The sequence below is a fragment of the Hymenobacter aranciens genome, assembly GCF_030580865.1.
In the GTDB taxonomy this organism is placed as follows: Bacteria; Bacteroidota; Bacteroidia; order Cytophagales; family Hymenobacteraceae; genus Hymenobacter; species Hymenobacter aranciens.
On the sequence record NZ_JAUQSY010000002.1, the window covers coordinates 477,111 to 494,096 of the forward strand.

Annotated in this window: 15 protein-coding genes; 10 read left to right on the forward strand and 5 right to left on the reverse strand. The window is 58.8% G+C overall.

Annotation, left to right across the window (positions count from 1 at the left end; all coding sequences use genetic code 11):
• Positions 1–76: 76 nt before the first annotated feature.
• On the reverse strand, positions 77–2,287 hold the full coding sequence (locus Q5H93_RS04195) for an OmpA family protein (protein ID WP_305005237.1): 2,211 nt from the start codon (positions 2,285–2,287) through the stop codon (positions 77–79).
• A gap of 504 nt (positions 2,288–2,791) precedes the next feature.
• Here Q5H93_RS04195 and yihA point away from each other — a divergent pair.
• The 3 genes from yihA (at position 2,792) to Q5H93_RS04210 (ending at position 4,674) form a co-directional block, all read left to right on the forward strand.
• Positions 2,792–3,409: a ribosome biogenesis GTP-binding protein YihA/YsxC gene (gene yihA / locus Q5H93_RS04200; RefSeq protein ID WP_305005238.1), complete on the forward strand. Its 618-nt coding sequence runs from the start codon at positions 2,792–2,794 to the stop codon at positions 3,407–3,409.
• Positions 3,410–3,501: 92 nt separating this feature from the next.
• On the forward strand, positions 3,502–3,966 hold the full coding sequence (locus Q5H93_RS04205; RefSeq protein ID WP_305005239.1) for an energy transducer TonB: 465 nt from the start codon (positions 3,502–3,504) through the stop codon (positions 3,964–3,966).
• Between the two features lie 108 nt (positions 3,967–4,074).
• Entirely contained in the window at positions 4,075–4,674 is a 600-nt protein-coding gene (locus Q5H93_RS04210) for a DUF5606 family protein (protein ID WP_305005240.1), read from the forward strand.
• 99 nt (positions 4,675–4,773) lie between these two features.
• On the opposite strand, the gene fbp is transcribed toward Q5H93_RS04210, so the two are convergent.
• On the reverse strand, positions 4,774–5,784 hold the full coding sequence (gene fbp, locus Q5H93_RS04215; protein WP_305005241.1) for a class 1 fructose-bisphosphatase: 1,011 nt from the start codon (positions 5,782–5,784) through the stop codon (positions 4,774–4,776).
• 150 nt (positions 5,785–5,934) lie between these two features.
• Here fbp and Q5H93_RS04220 point away from each other — a divergent pair, with 150 nt between their 5' ends.
• From Q5H93_RS04220 to rsgA, 5 genes are all read left to right on the forward strand, one after another.
• Positions 5,935–7,203 (forward strand): aspartate kinase, encoded by a 1,269-nt coding sequence (locus Q5H93_RS04220; protein ID WP_305005242.1) that lies wholly within the window; start codon positions 5,935–5,937, stop codon positions 7,201–7,203.
• Positions 7,204–7,539: 336 nt separating this feature from the next.
• Positions 7,540–8,313 carry an enoyl-CoA hydratase-related protein gene (locus Q5H93_RS04225; RefSeq protein ID WP_305005243.1) on the forward strand — a complete coding sequence of 258 codons (774 nt, stop codon included), beginning with the start codon at positions 7,540–7,542 and terminating at the stop codon, positions 8,311–8,313.
• A 107-nt stretch (positions 8,314–8,420) separates the two neighbouring features.
• Positions 8,421–9,008 carry a peroxiredoxin gene (locus tag Q5H93_RS04230; RefSeq protein ID WP_305005244.1) on the forward strand — a complete coding sequence of 196 codons (588 nt, stop codon included), beginning with the start codon at positions 8,421–8,423 and terminating at the stop codon, positions 9,006–9,008.
• Positions 9,009–9,041: 33 nt separating this feature from the next.
• Complete coding sequence (locus tag Q5H93_RS04235) at positions 9,042–10,280, forward strand: 3-deoxy-D-manno-octulosonic acid transferase (protein ID WP_305005245.1); 1,239 nt, start codon at positions 9,042–9,044, stop codon at positions 10,278–10,280.
• A 75-nt stretch (positions 10,281–10,355) separates the two neighbouring features.
• Positions 10,356–11,282 carry a ribosome small subunit-dependent GTPase A gene (rsgA, locus tag Q5H93_RS04240; protein WP_305005246.1) on the forward strand — a complete coding sequence of 309 codons (927 nt, stop codon included), beginning with the start codon at positions 10,356–10,358 and terminating at the stop codon, positions 11,280–11,282.
• A 110-nt stretch (positions 11,283–11,392) separates the two neighbouring features.
• Here rsgA and Q5H93_RS04245 read toward each other — a convergent pair whose 3' ends face one another.
• Positions 11,393–12,025 carry a fasciclin domain-containing protein gene (locus tag Q5H93_RS04245; RefSeq protein WP_305005247.1) on the reverse strand — a complete coding sequence of 211 codons (633 nt, stop codon included), beginning with the start codon at positions 12,023–12,025 and terminating at the stop codon, positions 11,393–11,395.
• Between the two features lie 142 nt (positions 12,026–12,167).
• On the opposite strand from Q5H93_RS04245, the gene Q5H93_RS04250 reads away from it, so the two are divergent.
• Positions 12,168–12,626, forward strand: a complete 459-nt coding sequence (locus Q5H93_RS04250) for a peptidylprolyl isomerase (protein ID WP_305005248.1) — start codon at positions 12,168–12,170, stop codon at positions 12,624–12,626.
• Between the two features lie 47 nt (positions 12,627–12,673).
• Here the strand turns inward: Q5H93_RS04250 and Q5H93_RS04255 are convergent, their stop codons facing one another.
• Together Q5H93_RS04255 and Q5H93_RS04260 are read right to left on the reverse strand one after the other, a co-directional pair.
• Positions 12,674–13,234, reverse strand: a complete 561-nt coding sequence (locus Q5H93_RS04255) for a DUF3109 family protein (protein WP_305005249.1) — start codon at positions 13,232–13,234, stop codon at positions 12,674–12,676.
• A gap of 130 nt (positions 13,235–13,364) precedes the next feature.
• Positions 13,365–14,522, reverse strand: a complete 1,158-nt coding sequence (locus tag Q5H93_RS04260; protein WP_305005250.1) for a glycosyltransferase family 4 protein — start codon at positions 14,520–14,522, stop codon at positions 13,365–13,367.
• A gap of 148 nt (positions 14,523–14,670) precedes the next feature.
• Between Q5H93_RS04260 and Q5H93_RS04265 the strand changes: the two genes are divergently transcribed.
• On the forward strand, positions 14,671–16,926 hold the full coding sequence (locus Q5H93_RS04265; protein ID WP_305005251.1) for an ATP-dependent helicase: 2,256 nt from the start codon (positions 14,671–14,673) through the stop codon (positions 16,924–16,926).
• Positions 16,927–16,986 lie beyond the last annotated feature (60 nt).

Consider the following 16,986-nt stretch of genomic DNA (forward strand, 5'->3'; position numbering starts at 1 on the left):
TCCCCTCCCGCACACCAACAAAAAAACGGGTCGGACCACTGGTCCGACCCGTTTCTAAAGTTCCTAAGCCCGAAGCTTAGTCAACTTTCGTTTTCAGCTTGGTTTTCTCGCCATCGGCAGTTTTGGCTTTGCCGTCGATTTCACCATTCTTGGTGGTTACTTTCGACTCGCTGCCGCCAGCGCCTTTGGTTTTCACCTTCACTTTGTCCGAATCCTCGTCCACCTTGGTTTTCACCTTAGTGCCGTCGGCCAGCTTCACTTTGCTCTTGCCGGGAGCCAGCGGCTTAGCCGTAGGAGCCGGAGCGGGTGCGGGAGCCGGCTGCACGATTTTCGGAATCGGCTCACCTTCTTTGAACACCGGCTTGAACTCGTCACGACGGTTCAGCTGCATGTTCTCGGGCGAATCGTTCGGCGCGGCGGGCTTACGCTCGCCGTAGCTTACCGTGGTCATGCGCGAGGCAGCAATGCCTTGCTTCGTGAGGTAGTTGTAAGCCGCTTCGGCGCGGTTCTGGCCGAGTACCATGTTGTACTCGTCGGTGTTGCGCGAGTCGCAGTGGCCTTCGATGGAGATATTCAGGCCGGGGTTAGCCTTCAGGAAAGCCGAAGTGTTGTTCAGCTCCTTGATGGACTCCGGACGCAGCTTGTACTTGTCGGTATCAAAGTAGATATTCTTGATACGCAGACCAGCAAGTCCGGTCGTATCAACGTAATCGATGTAGAAGTTTTTCGTGATAGTGGTCGAGTCGTTGGTCGACACCGGCACGGCGAATTCCTGGGTTTCGATGTTCTTGCCGTCCTTGCTTACTGCAACCTGATACGTACGAGCGGACAGCACAGCCACTTGGTAGTCACCGTTAGGCGACTTCGTAACGTCACGGTAGCTGATGGGCGATTTATCAGCTTTCTGACCATTGAACGTCAACTCCACGCCCGGAATAGCCGTGGTGCTGTCCTTCTTCGAGAACACCTGGCCTTTGATGTTGACGTTTTTGATGTAGTTGATGGTGTACAGGTCTTTCTCGCCGTAGCCGCCGATGCGGTACGAGCTGAGGTAGGCGTACGTGCCATCGGGGCTCAGGCGGTAGTAGGAGTCATCGTCCGGCGTGTTCACGGGGTAGCCCATGTTCTCGGGGCGGCCCCACTTGCGGCCCACGCTGTCCCAGTTCGACTTAAAGATGTCGTAGCCGCCCATCGTGTTGTGGCCACGCGAGGAGAAATACAACGCTTTGCCATCGCGGCTCAGGAACGGGCTGTCGTCGTCGTACTTGGTGTTGATGTTACCACCCAGCGACTTGGCATTGCCCCAGTCGCCGCCCGGCTGCTTGGTAGCGTAGTAAATGTCCAACGTACCGTCTTCCGAGTATTTACCGGTCGAGAAGTAGATGGTCAGGCCGTCTGGGGTGATGAAGGCATCCGACTCGAACGATTTCGAGTTGATGTTGCTGTTCAGCTTTTGCGGGGCCGTCCAGTCACCACCCGACTTGTCCGACGAGAAGATGTCGCCGTTTTCATCGTTCCGGTACAGCAGCATCTTAGTGTCGTTGTCGTACACTTGGATGGAGGCGTCGTGGCCTTTGCCGTTGAGCACGCCGCTCAGCGAGCGGGGTTTCTCCCAGTTCTCGTCGTCGATGCGGCGCGACTCGAAGATGTCTTCGTAGTACTCGCCGTCGGCAGCGATGCCTTTTTTCTTGTTGTCCGAGCCGGTTACGTTCTCACCGCGCGAGGTGAAAAGCAGCAGCTTATCATCGGCCGAAATAACCGGGCTGTGCTCCGAGTATTGCGTATTGATGGTAGGGCCCAGGTTCTTCACGAAGATGTCCTTGGGGGCATTGAACTGCACTTTGGCGTTTTTGCTGTGCTGAATCAGCTGGGCCAGTTCTTCTTTGCGCTGGTCGTTTTTCTTCAGCGTCGCGTTGTAGGCCTGGTAGTGCGCCACGGCCTCATCGAAGTTATAGTTCAGGTGGTCAACGCGACCGAGCCAGTATTCCACGTCTTTCGAAACCTTCGGCTTCAGCTTTTGTGCTTTGTAGATGTAGTCGCTGGCTTTCTCTTTGTCGAACGACATGTAGGCGATGCCGGCGTTGAACAGGGCTTTCGCGTTGTTCGGGTCTTTGGCCAGTACTTTTTCGTAGTACGGGATGGAAGCGCGGTAATTTTCCTGCTCGAAGAACTTGTTGCCGGTCTTGAGGTCCTTTCGCGTGCTTTGGGCGGCAGCCGGAGAAGCCACGGCAGCGGTGAGGGCCACGGCGCACGACGCTTGCAGTAACCTTCTGGATAAGTTGTCCATTGGAGGAGGGGTTTGAGAAAAAGAAATTCTGAAGGGTTTGGATTAGAGGCAGGGCCTGCCGGGGCAGGGTGCAGAGCATGTAATTTGCCGTTGAGGGCTTATACTGAAAATTTCCGGCAGGGTTAGGTTTTTACCAACTCAGCGCGTCATTTTTCAGAGTTTGAGCGCGGTTGCGGACTGTCTTTCGACTGGCCCGGAGCCCACTCTACGGCGGGCAAAGATAGGTTTTTTGCTTGCAGAAAGGTGGATTAGGGGTGAATTAAAGGCTAAATGGTGGCTTACTGGCCGGCAAACAAGTGCTACGAACGGTAGGCGAACCGCGCAAATATAGAAGCGTGCGCGAAAAACCAACTCTTTTCGCTAAATTATTTCCGTCGGTTGGGCTTGTTTTAAGACGTAAGTTTGTTGAAGTTTCTTTTTTGAATGAGACTGTTTAGAATTAATCTGAATTACAAGCAGCCCACGGGGTTGCGCTTCTAAACAGCCTAAATTACTTTATTTTGAATGGTAATTCGTGACGCACGGTTTCTGACCAGCAATACCAAAGTGGAGCTGTGCCCCGCTCCGACGATGCCCGAATACGCATTTATCGGGCGCTCCAACGTGGGCAAATCTTCGCTCATTAACAAGCTCGTAGGCCGCACCGGGCTGGCCAAAACTTCGGCCTCGCCCGGCAAAACGCAATTGATTAACCATTTCTTAATTAATGAGAACTGGTACCTCGTTGATTTGCCCGGCTACGGCTACGCCCGGGTGAGCAAAACCTCGCGCACCGAGTGGAGCCGCATGATTAATTATTACCTGCGGCACCGCGAAAACCTGGCCTGCGTGTGCGTTTTGATTGACTCACGGCACCCGCCGCAGGCCGTGGATTTGGAATTCATGGAAAAGCTGGGCGAAGAAGGTGTGCCCTTCGTGATGGTGTTTACTAAAATCGACAAGCAGTCGGCCGCGCAAACCCGCGAATTAATTGCCAGCTACCTGCAAAAGATGGGCGAAAGTTGGGACGAGTTGCCGCGTCATTTTTTAACTTCGGCCGAAAGCGGCGCCGGACGCGACGAATTACTTAATTTCATCGGCGAGGTGAATCAGGAGTGGCACAATGCGGCCCCGAATGCGTAGATTGGCCCCTTAATTGCAAACAGCCGCTTTGGCCTGCATTGGGCCGGCACAGTTTCTCCTTCATTGACCATTTTTCTCCCTTACTTTATCCCATGCGTACAAACCCGCTGACGCTGCTGGCCCTGGGCCTGCTGCTGGCTGCCACCGCCCCGGCCGTGGCTCAAAACACTCCCAAGCCCAACACGCCCCCGGCCGGCAAATCGCAGGCTGAACAAGGCACGGGCACGGGCTCCATCACGAAGTCCATTCCGGTGGCCGAATACTACGAAGGTGGCCAGGAAGCCATGTACGCCTTCATTGCGCAGGAAATTAAATACCCGCTGCTGGCCAAGCGTAACCGCATTCAGGGCCAGTGCATCGTGAGCTTTACCCTGGCCGAAGACGGCACCATGCAGGGCGTGAAGCTGGTGAAGCAAGTAGGCGGCGGCACGGGCGAAGAAGCCCTGCGCGTGGTGCGCCTGCTCAAGTTTAAGAAGCCGGAGTATCCCATCCTGACCAGCCTGCCGATTTCCTTCAAACTGGGTGTGACGGGCTCGAATGCCACGAACGGGCAGTAGATTTGCCTTTGGAATTATGAGTTATGAGTTAGGAATTATAAGTTGCTTTTGGCAACCTGTTCCGCTAACTCATAACTCATAATTTTTAACTCATAACTCAAGAAAAGAATGCCTTACAATTTGCAGGAAGTGGCCGCTATCAGCGGGATGCCCGGCTTGTTTCGCCTGCTGCGCGCGGCGCGGCAAGGCGTGTTGGTTGAATCGTTGGACGAGCGCAAGAGCCGCTCGATGGCCCCGGCCCGCAACAAAGTGTCGCTGCTGGCCGACATTTCCATCTACACCGAAGACCCCGACGTGACGGTGCCTCTGACGGAGGTGTTTGAGCGCATTTACCAGCAGCACGGCACCAACCTGACGGTTACCAACAAATCGAGCGAAGACGAGTTGAGCGGCTTCCTGGCCGGCGTGATTCCCGACTACGACCGCGACCGGGTCTATCTGTCCGACATCAAGAAGCTGGCCAGCTGGTACGGCATCGTGAGCAAGCATCTGCCCTACCAAGCTGCCGACGCGGCTACGGAAACTACCGCAACGCACGAAGCTTCAGCTGAAGAAGTGGAAGCTCCCAAAGCAAAAGGCAAAGCCCAAAAAGCCGCTGAACCCGTGAGCACCGGCGGCGAAATTACTTCCACAGCCGATGCCGACGCTGATGCTGCTGGCAACCCGGAAGCCACAACTCCGAAAAAAGGCAAGAAGAAAGCTGAGTAGTTGTTGACTACATTCCAAATAAAAAGGCCGGACCTGCGTACAGGTCCGGCCTTTTTATTTTAGAACATGGCACCGACTGATAATTCGCCTATTGCGTCTCTACTCACCGGCTTTTTCGGCCATCAGCAACTCCTCGGCTTTTTCTACTAACTCCTTACTGCCGATAAAAAACGGGCAACGCTCGTGGTGCGTGGCGGGTTCAATTTCCATGGTGCGGCGCAGGCCGTTGGAACTCTTGCCGCCGGCTTGCTCTACAATGAAAGCCAGCGGGTTGCACTCATACATGAGTCGAAGCTTGCCTTGGGTGTTTTTGCGGGTGGCGGGGTAAATGTAGATGCCGCCTTTGAGCAGGTTGCGGTGGAAATCAGCCACCAGCGAGCCGATGTAGCGGGCCGAGAACTGCGAGTCCTTGCAGTGCTGCACGAAGGCGGCGACGCCGGGCGAAAAGGAGTCCGACGAGCCTTCGTTGATGGAGTAAACGGCGCCGGTTTTGGGCGTCTGAATGTCGGGGTGTGAGAGAAAGAATTCGCCCAACGAGGGCTCATAGGTGAAACCATTGACGCCATTACCAGTGGTATACACCATCATGGTGCTGGAACCGTAGATGACGTAACCGGCGGCTACCTGGTGGGTGCCAGGTTGCAGGCAGTCGGCCAGGGTGCCCTCGCGGCCGGTGGGCGAGAGGCGGCGGTATATGCTAAAAATAGTGCCGATGCTGACGTTGACGTCGATGTTGCTGGAACCGTCGAGCGGGTCGATGGCAACTACGTATTTACCTTGGTTGTTACCGGTTTGGATGAGCTCGTCGTCTTCTTCGGAAATGATGGTGCAGACCTCGCCGCCGTTGCGCAGGGCGCGGATGAAACGGATGTTGGCAATGACGTCGAGCTTCTGCTGGTCTTCGCCCTGCACGTTGCGGTTGCCGTAGGCGCCGGCAATGTCGATGAGGCCAGAGCGGTTAATTTCGCGGTTGACAATCTTGGCGGCCAGCGCGATATCGCGCAGCAATTGAGAGAGTTCCCCGGTAGCGTAGGGGAAGTCTTCCTGCTTGCGCATGATAAAGCGGTCGAGAGTGGTGCCGACGGGGAGGGCCAGTTTGCTATGGTCCATGAAAAGGGAATGATTGGGAGAGTGGGGACTGCAAAGCTACTTTCGACGGCCGCAGAAACCTAACTCCCCGCTATCCGGCGGCAGCCGGCAAGCAGCTAAATACCGGCAGAAAAACCGTATTTCCGGCCTCTACCCCTATTTTTGGGCCTTATGAACGAGCTGACGGGACTTCAGGTGTATAAATTTGGCGGGGCTTCGGTGAAGGATGCGGCTGCCATTTATAACCTTGCGCAAATAGTAAAACACCACGCTGACGGGCCGCTGGTGGCCGTGGTGTCGGCGATGGGCAAGACGACTAACGCGCTGGAAACGCTGTTCCAGCTGGCTTTTGAGGGTAAGGATTATACGACCGAATTGCAGGCCTTACGCGACTTTCACCTGTGCGTGGCGGCCGAGCTGGCGTCTCCCCCATTCAGCCTCAGCACCCAGCCCGCCCCCCGGGTGCTGACGGAGCTGCTAACCGACCTGACCGACCAGCTGGCTACCGTGGGCCCGGGCGATTACGACCGACAGTACGACCAGGTGGTGAGCTTCGGCGAGCTGCTGGCGACGGTGATTGTGGCTGAGGCACTGGGCGCGCAATGGCTCGACTGCCGCCCGCTCATCCGCACCGACCGCAACTGGCGCGAGGGCCGCGTGGACTGGCCTACTACCGAGCGCAGTATCCGCTCGGTGCTGCCGCCGCTGCTGGCCAAGGGCACCGTGGTGACGCAGGGCTTCCTGGGCGGTACGGCTACGGGCGTGACCACCACCCTGGGCCGCGAAGGCTCTGATTACACTGCGGCCATCTTCGCTTATTGCCTTCGTGCCGAGTGTGTTACCATCTGGAAAGACGTGGCGGGCCTGCTCAATGCCGACCCCAAGATTTTCCCGGACACGGTGCGCTATCCCGAAATCAGCTACCGCGAGTCCATCGAAATGGCGTATTACGGGGCGTCGGTCATTCACCCCAAAACTATTAAGCCGCTGGCCGAGCGCCGTATTCCGCTGCGGGTGAAGTCGTTTGTAGACCCCACGGCCGAGGGCACCATCATTCACGACTGCCAGCATCCGGCCCTGGCGCCGGCCTTTATTCGCAAGACTGACCAGTGTCTGATTTCCTTCGAAAGCAAGGACTTTGCGTTTATTTCGGAGGAAAACCTGGAGGTGATTTTCGGGGCGCTGGCGCAGGCGCGGCTCAAGATTAACGTGATGCAGAACTCGGCCATCAGCTTCTCGGTGTGTACTGATTTTTCGGAGCGCCGCGTGGCAAAGCTGCTGGAAATACTGAGTGAGCAGTTTGCCATTCATTACAATAGCGGGCTGATGCTGTTCACGATAAAGAATTACGATGCGGCCAGCGTGGCGCAGCTCACGGCAGGCAAGAAGCTGCTGCTGGAGCAGCGCACGCGCGGGACGTTTCAGTTTGTATGCGAATGAAAATGCAGTTCCAGGTTTTTCGCGCTGAGTATAACGGTCAATGATTTGAAATTGAAGAAGACCTACCTGCAGTTGGTGCGTACTTGTATGTATTTGAAGGAAGTAGTTTGACTTCAACTCACGATTTTCTTCAGAATTCAATCGAATTGTGCAAAGAAGAAGCTTTGGAAGAATTTGGTGTACCGCTGGCCTCCTGGATTTTCTTGAGAATGATTGATTCGCAAATTGACACTCATTTTTTGGACAACAGCCCATCCTAAACCCTCCCAGCGCTGACGTGACAAGATGCTTCGTCTCTGCTTAATGCGCAGAATGCTCAGCATGACAAAAGACCTTATGGAATTCCTCCTCCTCACTCCCCAGGCGCGCCCCGGCGTGGCCCTGCTCCAGCTCAACCGCCCCAAGGAGCTCAACGCCCTGAACCGCCAGCTGATGCTGGAAATCCGCGACGCCCTCCAGCAGCTGGATGAGGATGAAACGGTACGCGTGGTCGTCATCACCGGCAACGAGCGGGCCTTTGCCGCCGGGGCCGACATCAAGCAGATGGCCGACAAAACCGCCATCGACATGCTGATTATCGACCAGTTCAGCACCTGGGAGCAGATTCGGCGCTTCAAAAAGCCGCTCATTGGGGCCGTGTCGGGCTTTGCGCTGGGCGGCGGCTGCGAGTTGGCCATGACCTGCGATATGCTCGTGGCGTCCGAAACAGCGCAGTTTGGGCAGCCCGAAATCCGGCTGGGCACTATGCCCGGCGGCGGTGGCACCCAGCGCCTGGCCCGTGCCGTAGGCAAGGCCAAAGCTATGGAGATGGTGCTCACCGGCGAGTTCATCTCGGCGGAAGAGGCGCGGCGCGTGGGTCTGGTGAACCGCGTGGTGCCCGTGGGGCAATACCTGGAGGAAGCTTACCGCCTGGCAGCCAGCGTGGCCGCCATGAGCCCGGTGGCCGTGCGCCTGGCCAAGGACGCGGTAAATCGCGCCTTTGAGACGCATTTGGAAGAAGGCCTGCATTTGGAGCGGCGCAATTATTATCTGTCGTTTGCTTCGGAAGACCGGAAGGAAGGCATGGCGGCGTTTGTGGAAAAGCGCAAGCCGGAGTGGAAAGGGCGGTAGAGAAACAACAGAACGTCATCTCGCTGCGCTCAGGATGACGTTCTTTTTTCCCCGTTCCCCGTATTCCCTGCCACACTCCTATCCCCACTCCCCCATTTCCTAAGCTCATGGCCGTCCTCGTAGGCAAGCGCGCCCCTTCCTTTAAAGCCAATGCCGTCATCAACGGCAAGACGGAAGAAGACTTTTCGCTCGACCGTTATTTGGGTAAGAAGCACGTGCTCTTCTTCTTCTACCCTTCCGATTTCTCGCGGGTCTGCCCTACCGAAATTCTGTCTTTCCAGAATCGGCTGGCGGAGTTTGAGCAGCGCCACGTAGCCGTAGTGGGCTGCTCGACTGATTCGCACTACACCCATCTGGCTTGGCAGGAGCAGCCGCGGGAAAAAGGCGGCATTGCGGGCGTGACGTATCCACTGGTGGCCGACGCCGCCAAAACCATCTCGGCCAACTACGATGTGCTTGGTGGTCATTACGATTACAACGAAATCGGCGAAATGACTTACACCGGCTCACCCAGCGCCTACCGCGGCCTGTTTCTGATTGACCGCGACGGCATTGTGCGCCACCAGCTCGTGAACGACCGGCCGCTGGGCCGCAGCATCGCCGAGGCGCTGCGCATGGTGGATGAGCTGCAGTTTTTTGAGAAGAACGGCGAGGCTTGCCCGGCCGATTGGGCGCCCGACGTGCAGGCGTCGTAGGCGCGCTTGCGCTGCCGTATGTAATTTTGAGCCTTGGTTTTTCTCTACGATATCGCCCTGGCCGGCTACCTGCTGCTGTTGCGCCTGTTGGTGCCCTTCGTGCCCCGGGCGGCGGCCTGGGTGCAGGGGCGGCACGGGCTGCTGGCCCACATTCGCCAGACTATCGGGCCGGATGCGGCGCCCCGGGTGTGGTTTCACTGCGCCTCGCTGGGCGAGTTTGAGCAGGGCCGGCCGCTCATGGAGGCCTACCGCCGCGCCCACCCCGGCACCAAAATCGTGCTGACATTTTTCTCGCCCTCGGGCTACGAGATTCGCAAAAACTGGCCGGGGGCCGACTACATCTTCTACCTGCCGCTCGATACCCGGCGCAATGCCCGCGCTTTTCTGGACGTGGTGCGGCCGCAGCTGGTGGTATTCGTGAAGTACGAATTCTGGTACCATTTCCTGACCGGGACGGCGCGGCGCGGCATTCCGGCCATTGTGGTAGCGGCCATTTTCCGGCCTGAACAGGTTTTCTTTAAGCCCTGGGGCGGCTTTTTTCGGCGCATACTCGGTAGCTTTACGCACATTTTTACGCAGAATGAAGCTTCGGCTAAATTACTGCGCGGCATTGGCTTGTCGCAGGTAACAGTGGCCGGCGACACGCGCTTCGACACCGTGGCGGCCACGGCCGCAGCCGCGCCGCGCCCGCTTCCCTTGGTCGAGGCCTTCGTGGCCGATGGCAGCCCGGTGCTGGTGGCAGGCAGCCTGTGGCCCGAGGATTTGCCGACGCTGGCGCCGGTGCTGCACGACTACGGCAGCCGCCTGCGCACCATCATTGCGCCCCACGAAATCGACGAGGCCACGCTGGTGGCCATTGAGGCGAAGTGGCCGGCCGGGCAGGTGCAGCGCTACTCGCAGGCTACCCCGGCTACGGTAAGTGCGGCCCGCGTGCTGTTGATTGACAACATCGGATTACTCAGCCAGTTGTACCGATTCGGGCACTATGCCTACATCGGCGGGGCGTTTGGCAAAGGCCTGCACAATACCCTGGAGGCGGCCGCTTTCGGCCTGCCCCTGTTCTTCGGGCCGAATTACCGGAAGTTTCAGGAGGCCGTGGATTTGATAGAGCGCGGGCTGGCTTTCTCGGTGCAGAATGCGAGCGAGCTAAACACGGAATTCACTTCGCTGTGGAACAATGAGCAGTACCGCCTGCGCGTGCAGGACCAACTGCTGGAATACGTGCACGGCCAGGCCGGCGCCACAGGGAGAATTATGAGTTATAAATTATGAGTTTTGAATTGCTTCTAATCGCCAACCAGGCTCATCCCCAACTCATAATTCATAACTTTTAACTTATAACTCTCAATGACCGGCATCGTCGTCAAATCTACCGGCTCGTGGTACGTGGTGCGCGAGGAAGGCTCGGGCCAGCTGCACCGCTGCCGGCTGCGGGGCAAGTTTAAGATAAAAGGCCTGAAAGCCAGCAACCCGCTGGCCGTGGGCGACCATGTGACCTTCGAGCCGGAGCTGCAGGCAGAGGGCGCGGCCGTGATTACGCACATCGCGCCGCGCCGCAACTACATCGTGCGCCGCTCGGTGCATAAGACGGGGCACGTTCACATCGTGGCAGCCAACCTCGACCAGGCCATGCTGGTGGTGACGCTGGCTTCGCCGGCTACGTCATTCGGGTTTATTGACCGGTTTCTGGTGACGGCCGAGGCCTACCACATTCCTGTGACGCTGCTGTTCAACAAAATCGACCTCTACGACGCGGACGAGATGGACTACCAACAGCAGATAATGGATATGTACGCCAGCCTCGGCTACCCAGGGCTGGCCTGCGCGGCCCACACCGGCGTGGGCGTGGATGCTATTGACCAGCTGCTTGATGGCAAGGTGAGCTTGCTGGCCGGGCACTCGGGCGTGGGCAAGAGCACGCTTATCAATGCCCTGATACCCGATTTGGATTTGAAGACCGCCGAAATCAGCGAGTTTTCGGACAAAGGTGTGCATACTACCACCTTTGCCGAGATGCTGCCGGTGCGGCCCGGCACTTTTATTATCGACACGCCGGGAATCAAGGAGTTAGGTCTGGTGGATGTGCCAGCGGCTGAGCTGGCCGGCTACTTCCCCGAGATGCGCGCCCTGCTCAACCAGTGCCGCTACCACAACTGCCAGCACACCCACGAGCCCGGCTGCGCCGTGCGCGAGGCCGTGGACCAGGGGCGCATTGCCCTGCCGCGCTACGACAGCTACGTGAGCATGCTGGCGGGCGAGGACAACCGGCATTAGTTATCTGTCATGCTGAACGCAGTGAAGCATCCTCTCACGTTAGAACTATTGGTTCTGGCGTGAAAGGATGCTTCGAGAGGATACTTCACTACGTTCAGCATGACAGAAACCTATTCCAGTGGCAGCACTACGCCATCGATGATGTGCGTCACGCCATTTTTGGAAATAACGTCGGCAATCTGCACGGTGGCGGGGGCATCTTTGCCGTTGCCGACCATCACTTTGCCGTCCTTCACCATGATTTTCAGCTTGGCGCCGTTGGCGGTGGTAAGTTCCTGGCCGTCTTTGAGGTCGGCGGCAACGAGGCGGCCGGGGATGACGTGGTAGGTGAGCACGCCCTTGAGCTTTTCCTTGCTTTCGGGCTTCATGAGGCCGGCTACGGCGCCGTTGGGCAGCTTGTCGAAGGCGGCATTGCTGGGGGCGAATACGGTGAAAGGACCAGGGCCTTTAAGGGTTTCGACGAGGCCGGCGGCTTTCACGGCGGCTACCAGCGTGCTAACGCTTTTGGCGTTCATGGCGTTGTCCACGATGTCTTTGTCGGCCGTCATAGCCACGCCGTCCACCAGCACGCCCTCGGGCTTGGCCATGCGGGCCGAGTCGCCGGCGGCAGCGGCGATGGAGTCGGCCGGGTTTTCGGTGCTGACGGCGGTGGTTTCGGTTTCGGCGGGTTTGTCGCTGCCGCAGCTAGCTAGGTTTAGGCTGACAGCCAGAGCAGTCAGAGCGAAGAGAAGGTGTTTTTTCACTGGTTGGCAGGAAAGAGTTAGAGAAAAGTGTTGAGGCCTTTACGCAGCAGGCAGCCCGGCCGGATGTTTTGCCGTAAGGCTGCCTGCTACCTTTGGGGCGGGCAATACTAGCCCCGATTTTTCGAATCATTCTTGTTTTCCCATGAAAACCGCTGAAATCCATACCCGCCGCGGCACCATGAAGGTTGAGTTCTACGAGCAGGACGCCCCCAACACGGTAAAAAACTTCATCGACCTGGCCAAGTCGGGCTACTACGATGGGCTGACCTTCCACCGCGTCATCCCGAACTTCGTCATCCAGGGCGGCTGCCCCAACACCCGCGTGGGCGCCACCGGCCGCCCCGGCATGGGTGGCCCCGGCTACCAGATTGACTGTGAAACCACCGGCGGCCACCAGTACCACGAGCGCGGCGCCCTCAGCATGGCCCACGCCGGCAAAAATACCGGCGGCTCGCAGTTCTTCATCGTGCACTCGCGCGACCAAACCTCGCACCTCGACCGCAAGCACACCGTGTTTGGCAAAGTAGTGGAAGGACTGGACGTGATTGACCAGATTCGCGCCGATGATGAAATCGAGCGTATTGTAGTGAGCGAGGAATAATCCTTCTGCTAAAGCGCAAAAAAGGCCGGCTGCTCAGCCGGCCTTTTTTATTTCTCAATTTCCTTCACCAGCTCCCCGTACCAGCTTTCGCCGTACTTGCGAATCAGCGGGTCTTTCAGAAACTGGTACACCTTCACGCCCAGCGTGCCGCCGAAGGAGCAGGCCGGCGAGCAGATGCTCCAACGGTCGTAATTCAGGGCGTCGAAGCCTTCGTATTTGGTGATGCGGATTGGGTAGAGGTGGCAGCTGATGGGCTTTTTGAAGGTGGTGGCGCCCGCCAGGTAGGCCTCTTCGATGCCGCACTTCAGGATGCCGCGCTCGTCGTAGAGGGCGTAGGCACACTCGCGGTCGTCGATAGTGGGGGTGCTGTAATCATCCTCCCAGTCCTTAATGTACAGGCCTTGGGCCTTGATAGCTGCCCGGCCCTGGTCGGTGAGAAAGGGCTCGATGTTGGCGTACTCCTGCTCCAGAATGGCCAGCTCGGCGGGCTCCAGCGGGGCGCCGAGGTCGCCCTCCACGCAGCAGGCACCCTTGCAGGCTTCGAGGTTGCAGACGAAGAAATTATCGGCGATGTCGTCGGAAATAACGGTTTCCTGGATGATAATCATGCGGGATAGGCCCTGATGGGGCGGATAGTTGTAGAGCGCAAAGGTAACGATGTAGGGGCGGGGCTTGTCCCCGCCCGTCGGAACTGCGCTGTAGTGAGCAAGCGCGAGCGGGCGGGGGCAAGCCCCGCCCCTACTTCAGTTCCGCCAGCACTGCCTCTATCAACTCGCACTCGTGCTCGTGCGAATACTTTGCGCGCGCTTCCTGCTGGGCCGCCGCCCCCAACTGTGGGGCATATGCCGGGTCGAGCAGCAGCTTGCGGAGCGCCGCCACCAGCGCCACCGCATCGCCGGGCGGGTAGAGCAGGCCGGTGCGGCCCTCAGCCACGATGTCGAGCGAGCCGCCAGCGGCGGTGGCCACCAGCGGTAGCCCGGCCGCCATTGCCTCGATGGTCACCATGCCGTAAGTTTCGTTGGACGAGGCCAGCACGAACACATCGATGGCCCGGTAAAACACCTCCGGCTCCGGGGTAAACTCCCGAATGTGGACGACTTCGGCCAATCCCAGCTCCTGCACCCGCGCCAGCACCGCCGCGCGGTAGGCGCTGCTGCTGCTCTGGTTACGGGTCGATTCGCCCACCAGCACCAGCTGCACCTCCCGCCCCGGCAGCACCTGGCGCAGCTGGTGAAACGCTTCCACTACGAACAGCTGGCCCTTGCCCTCGTCGAAGCGGCCGATGAGGCCCAGCAGCGGCGCCTGCGCGGGCAGCCCAAGCTGCTGCCGGGCGGCCTGCTGAGTTAATTCCGGGGCAATAAACTGCGCCAGCTCAATCCCCAGCGGCACGATGTGCACCCGTTGCGGGTCGATGCGGGTGAAGGCCAGCACCTGCCGGGCCAGCCAGGGCAGCGGCGCCAGCCAGGCCGCCAGCGCCCGGTAGCGCCGGGTGTGCAGCCAGTCGCGCTTGGGGTGGCCCAGCTGCATGTGCTGCTGATACACCACCCGCAGGGCGGGCGCAAACAGGCGCTTGGCCAGCACGGCCAGCGGCAAATCCTTGTTGTCGACCACGAACAGCACGCCACTCCCCTGCTGCCGCAGCTGCCGGGCCAGCCGCCGGGCCGCACCCACGGCGATGGCCTTGCGGCGCACGGGCGGCGCAGGCGTCAGGGGCAGGCCCAGGGCGGCGGCCTGCCGGGCCAGCGGCGAATCGGCCACGGCCAGCACCGCCACCGGCCAGCCGCGCTGCTGCAGCCAGTGCGCCAGCCGGGCCGTGTTGATTTCCAGCCCGCCCCAGCTGGTGGACAGGCACAAAAACGTGAGCGGAAATGGGACGGGCATGGCGGATAACGGCATTTTGGCCGACGAAGATACGCCGGCCTTTGGGCGGCGGGGAACCTGGGGCGTACTTTTGTAGCTAGTATTATAAAGCCCGAAAAGCCGCGCCTTTTGCCCCGGGATTTTCCCGGCGCGCTCTGGATTGCCCGCGCTTTTCTCCCCTCCTATGGCCACCGATTATCTCTCGCTTCTCAATACCTCGCAGGCTGCCGCCGTGATGCAAACCGAAGGCCCCTGCATGATTATCGCCGGCGCGGGCTCGGGCAAAACCCGCGTGCTCACTTACCGCATTGCCCACCTGCTGGAGCAGGGCGTGGACCCGTTCAACATCCTGGCCCTCACCTTTACCAACAAGGCGGCCAAGGAAATGCGCGCCCGCGTGGAAAAGGTCGTCGGGCCCAATGCCCGCAACCTGTGGATGGGCACCTTTCACTCCGTGTTTGCCAAGATTCTGCGCTCGGAGGCCGATAAAATCGGCTACCCGCGCTCGTTCACCATCTACGATTCGCAGGACTCGAAGACGCTGGTGGGGCAGATTGTGAAGGAACTGGAGCTGGATGACAAGCTCTACAAGCCCAGCCTGGTGCTGGGGCGCATCTCGGCGGCGAAGAACAAGCTGATTTCGGTGAATCAGTACCTGAATGACCCGGCCATCAAGGCCGACGATGAGGCAGCGCTGCGGCCGAAAATCGGGGTACTGTATCAGCAGTACCAGCAGCGCTGCTTTAAGGCGGGGGCGATGGACTTTGACGACCTACTTTATCAGACCAACGTGCTGTTTAAGGAACACACCGACGTGCTGAACAAGTACCAGAATATGTTCCGCTTCGTGATGGTGGACGAGTATCAGGACACCAACTACTCGCAGTACCTCATTACGCGCAAGCTGGCGGCTAAGGAGCGCAATATCTGCGTGGTGGGCGATGATGCGCAGAGTATTTACGCGTTCCGGGGGGCGGATATTTCGAATATCCTCAACTTCGAGAAGGACTACCCGGAGTTGAATATCTTCAAGCTGGAGCAGAACTACCGCTCGACCAAGAACATTGTGTGGGCGGCTAACTCGGTGATTAAAAACAACCAGGCGCAGCTGCGCAAGGATGTGTTTTCGGAGAACGAGGAGGGCACGCTGATTGAGGTGCTGAAGGCGGCTTCGGACAACGAGGAGGGCAAGCTGGTGGCGAATTCCATCTTCGAGGACAAGATGAACCACCATCTTTCGTACGATGATTTCGCTATTCTGTACCGCACCAACGCGCAGAGCCGGGCGATGGAGGAATCGCTGCGCAAGCTGAATATCAAGTACAAGATTGTAGGCGGGCTGAGCTTCTATCAGCGCAAGGAAATCAAGGATTTGGTGGCGTATCTGCGGCTGACGGTGAACCCGAACGACGAGCAGGCTTTGCGGCGGGTAATCAACTACCCGAAGCGCGGGATTGGCGATACGACCATCTCGAAGCTGATTAATGTGGCGGAGGAATCGAACCACTCGTTCTGGGAGGTGGTGAGTAGTGCGGAGCAGTTTTTGCCGGCGCGGGTGAGCAACCCGGTGGTGGGGTTTGCGGAGAAAATCAAGAGCTATACCGTGCTGGCGGGCAAGGAGGATGCGTTTGAGGCGGCCAAGTTTATTGCCAAGAACTCAGGGATGCTGGAGGAATTGTACGCCGACAAGAGTATTGAGGGGCTGTCGCGCTACGAGAACATTCAGGAGCTGCTGAACGGGATTAAGGAGTACGTGGACGACCCGGAGCGGGAGGATAAGTCGCTGGGAGCCTTCTTGCAGGACATTGCGCTGGTGACGGACACCGACCTCAAGGATGCCGCGCAGGACGGCGAGGCGGTGACGCTGATGACGATTCACTCGGCCAAGGGGCTGGAGTTTCGCAACGTGTACATCGTGGGGATGGAGGAAAACCTGTTTCCCTCGCAGATGATGATTACCTCGCGGGCCGATTTGGAGGAGGAGCGGCGGCTGTTCTACGTGGCCATCACGCGGGCCGAGAAGAAGCTGACGCTGAGCTACGCTACTTCGCGCTACCAGTGGGGCAATTTGCGGAGCTGCGAGAAGTCGCGCTTCCTGGATGAGATTGACCCGCGCTACGTACACTTCAAGTTTGCGGCCGGCACGCCCGGTGCAGGGCAGCCCGACCCGACGTTCCAGCACGTATTTGAGCGGCGCTCGAATTTGCTGCCGACGCCGGTGCGCAAGACGGCGGCCACGAAGTACGTGGCCCCGGCCGACTTTGCGCCCTCGGATACGTCTAACCTACAGAGCGGGCAGCGGGTGGAGCACCCAAAGTTTGGCTTCGGCACGGTGAGCGCGCTGGAGACGCAGCAAGGCACGACGAAGGCCACGATTCTCTTTGAGGAAGTGGGCGAAAAGGTGCTGCTGCTCAGCTTTGCGAAGCTGCGGGTGCTGTAAGAAGGAGCGGCGGGGGCTTATGATGGGGCCTCGGGCCCTTATGATGGCATCACGGGGCCT

Bases quoted from the DNA above. Each gene is read 5' to 3' on its own strand.
- yihA (WP_305005238.1), top strand. From the start codon at position 2,792: ATGGTAATTCGTGACGCACGGTTTCTGACCAGCAATACCAAAGTGGAG.
- Q5H93_RS04255 (WP_305005249.1), bottom strand. From the start codon at position 13,234: ATGATTATCATCCAGGAAACCGTTATTTCCGACGACATCGCCGATAAT.
- Q5H93_RS04265 (WP_305005251.1), top strand. From the start codon at position 14,671: ATGGCCACCGATTATCTCTCGCTTCTCAATACCTCGCAGGCTGCCGCC.
- Q5H93_RS04195 (WP_305005237.1), bottom strand. From the start codon at position 2,287: ATGGACAACTTATCCAGAAGGTTACTGCAAGCGTCGTGCGCCGTGGCC.
- Q5H93_RS04250 (WP_305005248.1), top strand. From the start codon at position 12,168: ATGAAAACCGCTGAAATCCATACCCGCCGCGGCACCATGAAGGTTGAG.
- Q5H93_RS04205 (WP_305005239.1), top strand. From the start codon at position 3,502: ATGCGTACAAACCCGCTGACGCTGCTGGCCCTGGGCCTGCTGCTGGCT.
- Q5H93_RS04230 (WP_305005244.1), top strand. From the start codon at position 8,421: ATGGCCGTCCTCGTAGGCAAGCGCGCCCCTTCCTTTAAAGCCAATGCC.
- Q5H93_RS04220 (WP_305005242.1), top strand. From the start codon at position 5,935: ATGAACGAGCTGACGGGACTTCAGGTGTATAAATTTGGCGGGGCTTCG.
- Q5H93_RS04210 (WP_305005240.1), top strand. From the start codon at position 4,075: ATGCCTTACAATTTGCAGGAAGTGGCCGCTATCAGCGGGATGCCCGGC.
- rsgA (WP_305005246.1), top strand. From the start codon at position 10,356: ATGACCGGCATCGTCGTCAAATCTACCGGCTCGTGGTACGTGGTGCGC.
- Q5H93_RS04260 (WP_305005250.1), bottom strand. From the start codon at position 14,522: ATGCCGTTATCCGCCATGCCCGTCCCATTTCCGCTCACGTTTTTGTGC.
- Q5H93_RS04225 (WP_305005243.1), top strand. From the start codon at position 7,540: ATGGAATTCCTCCTCCTCACTCCCCAGGCGCGCCCCGGCGTGGCCCTG.
- fbp (WP_305005241.1), bottom strand. From the start codon at position 5,784: ATGGACCATAGCAAACTGGCCCTCCCCGTCGGCACCACTCTCGACCGC.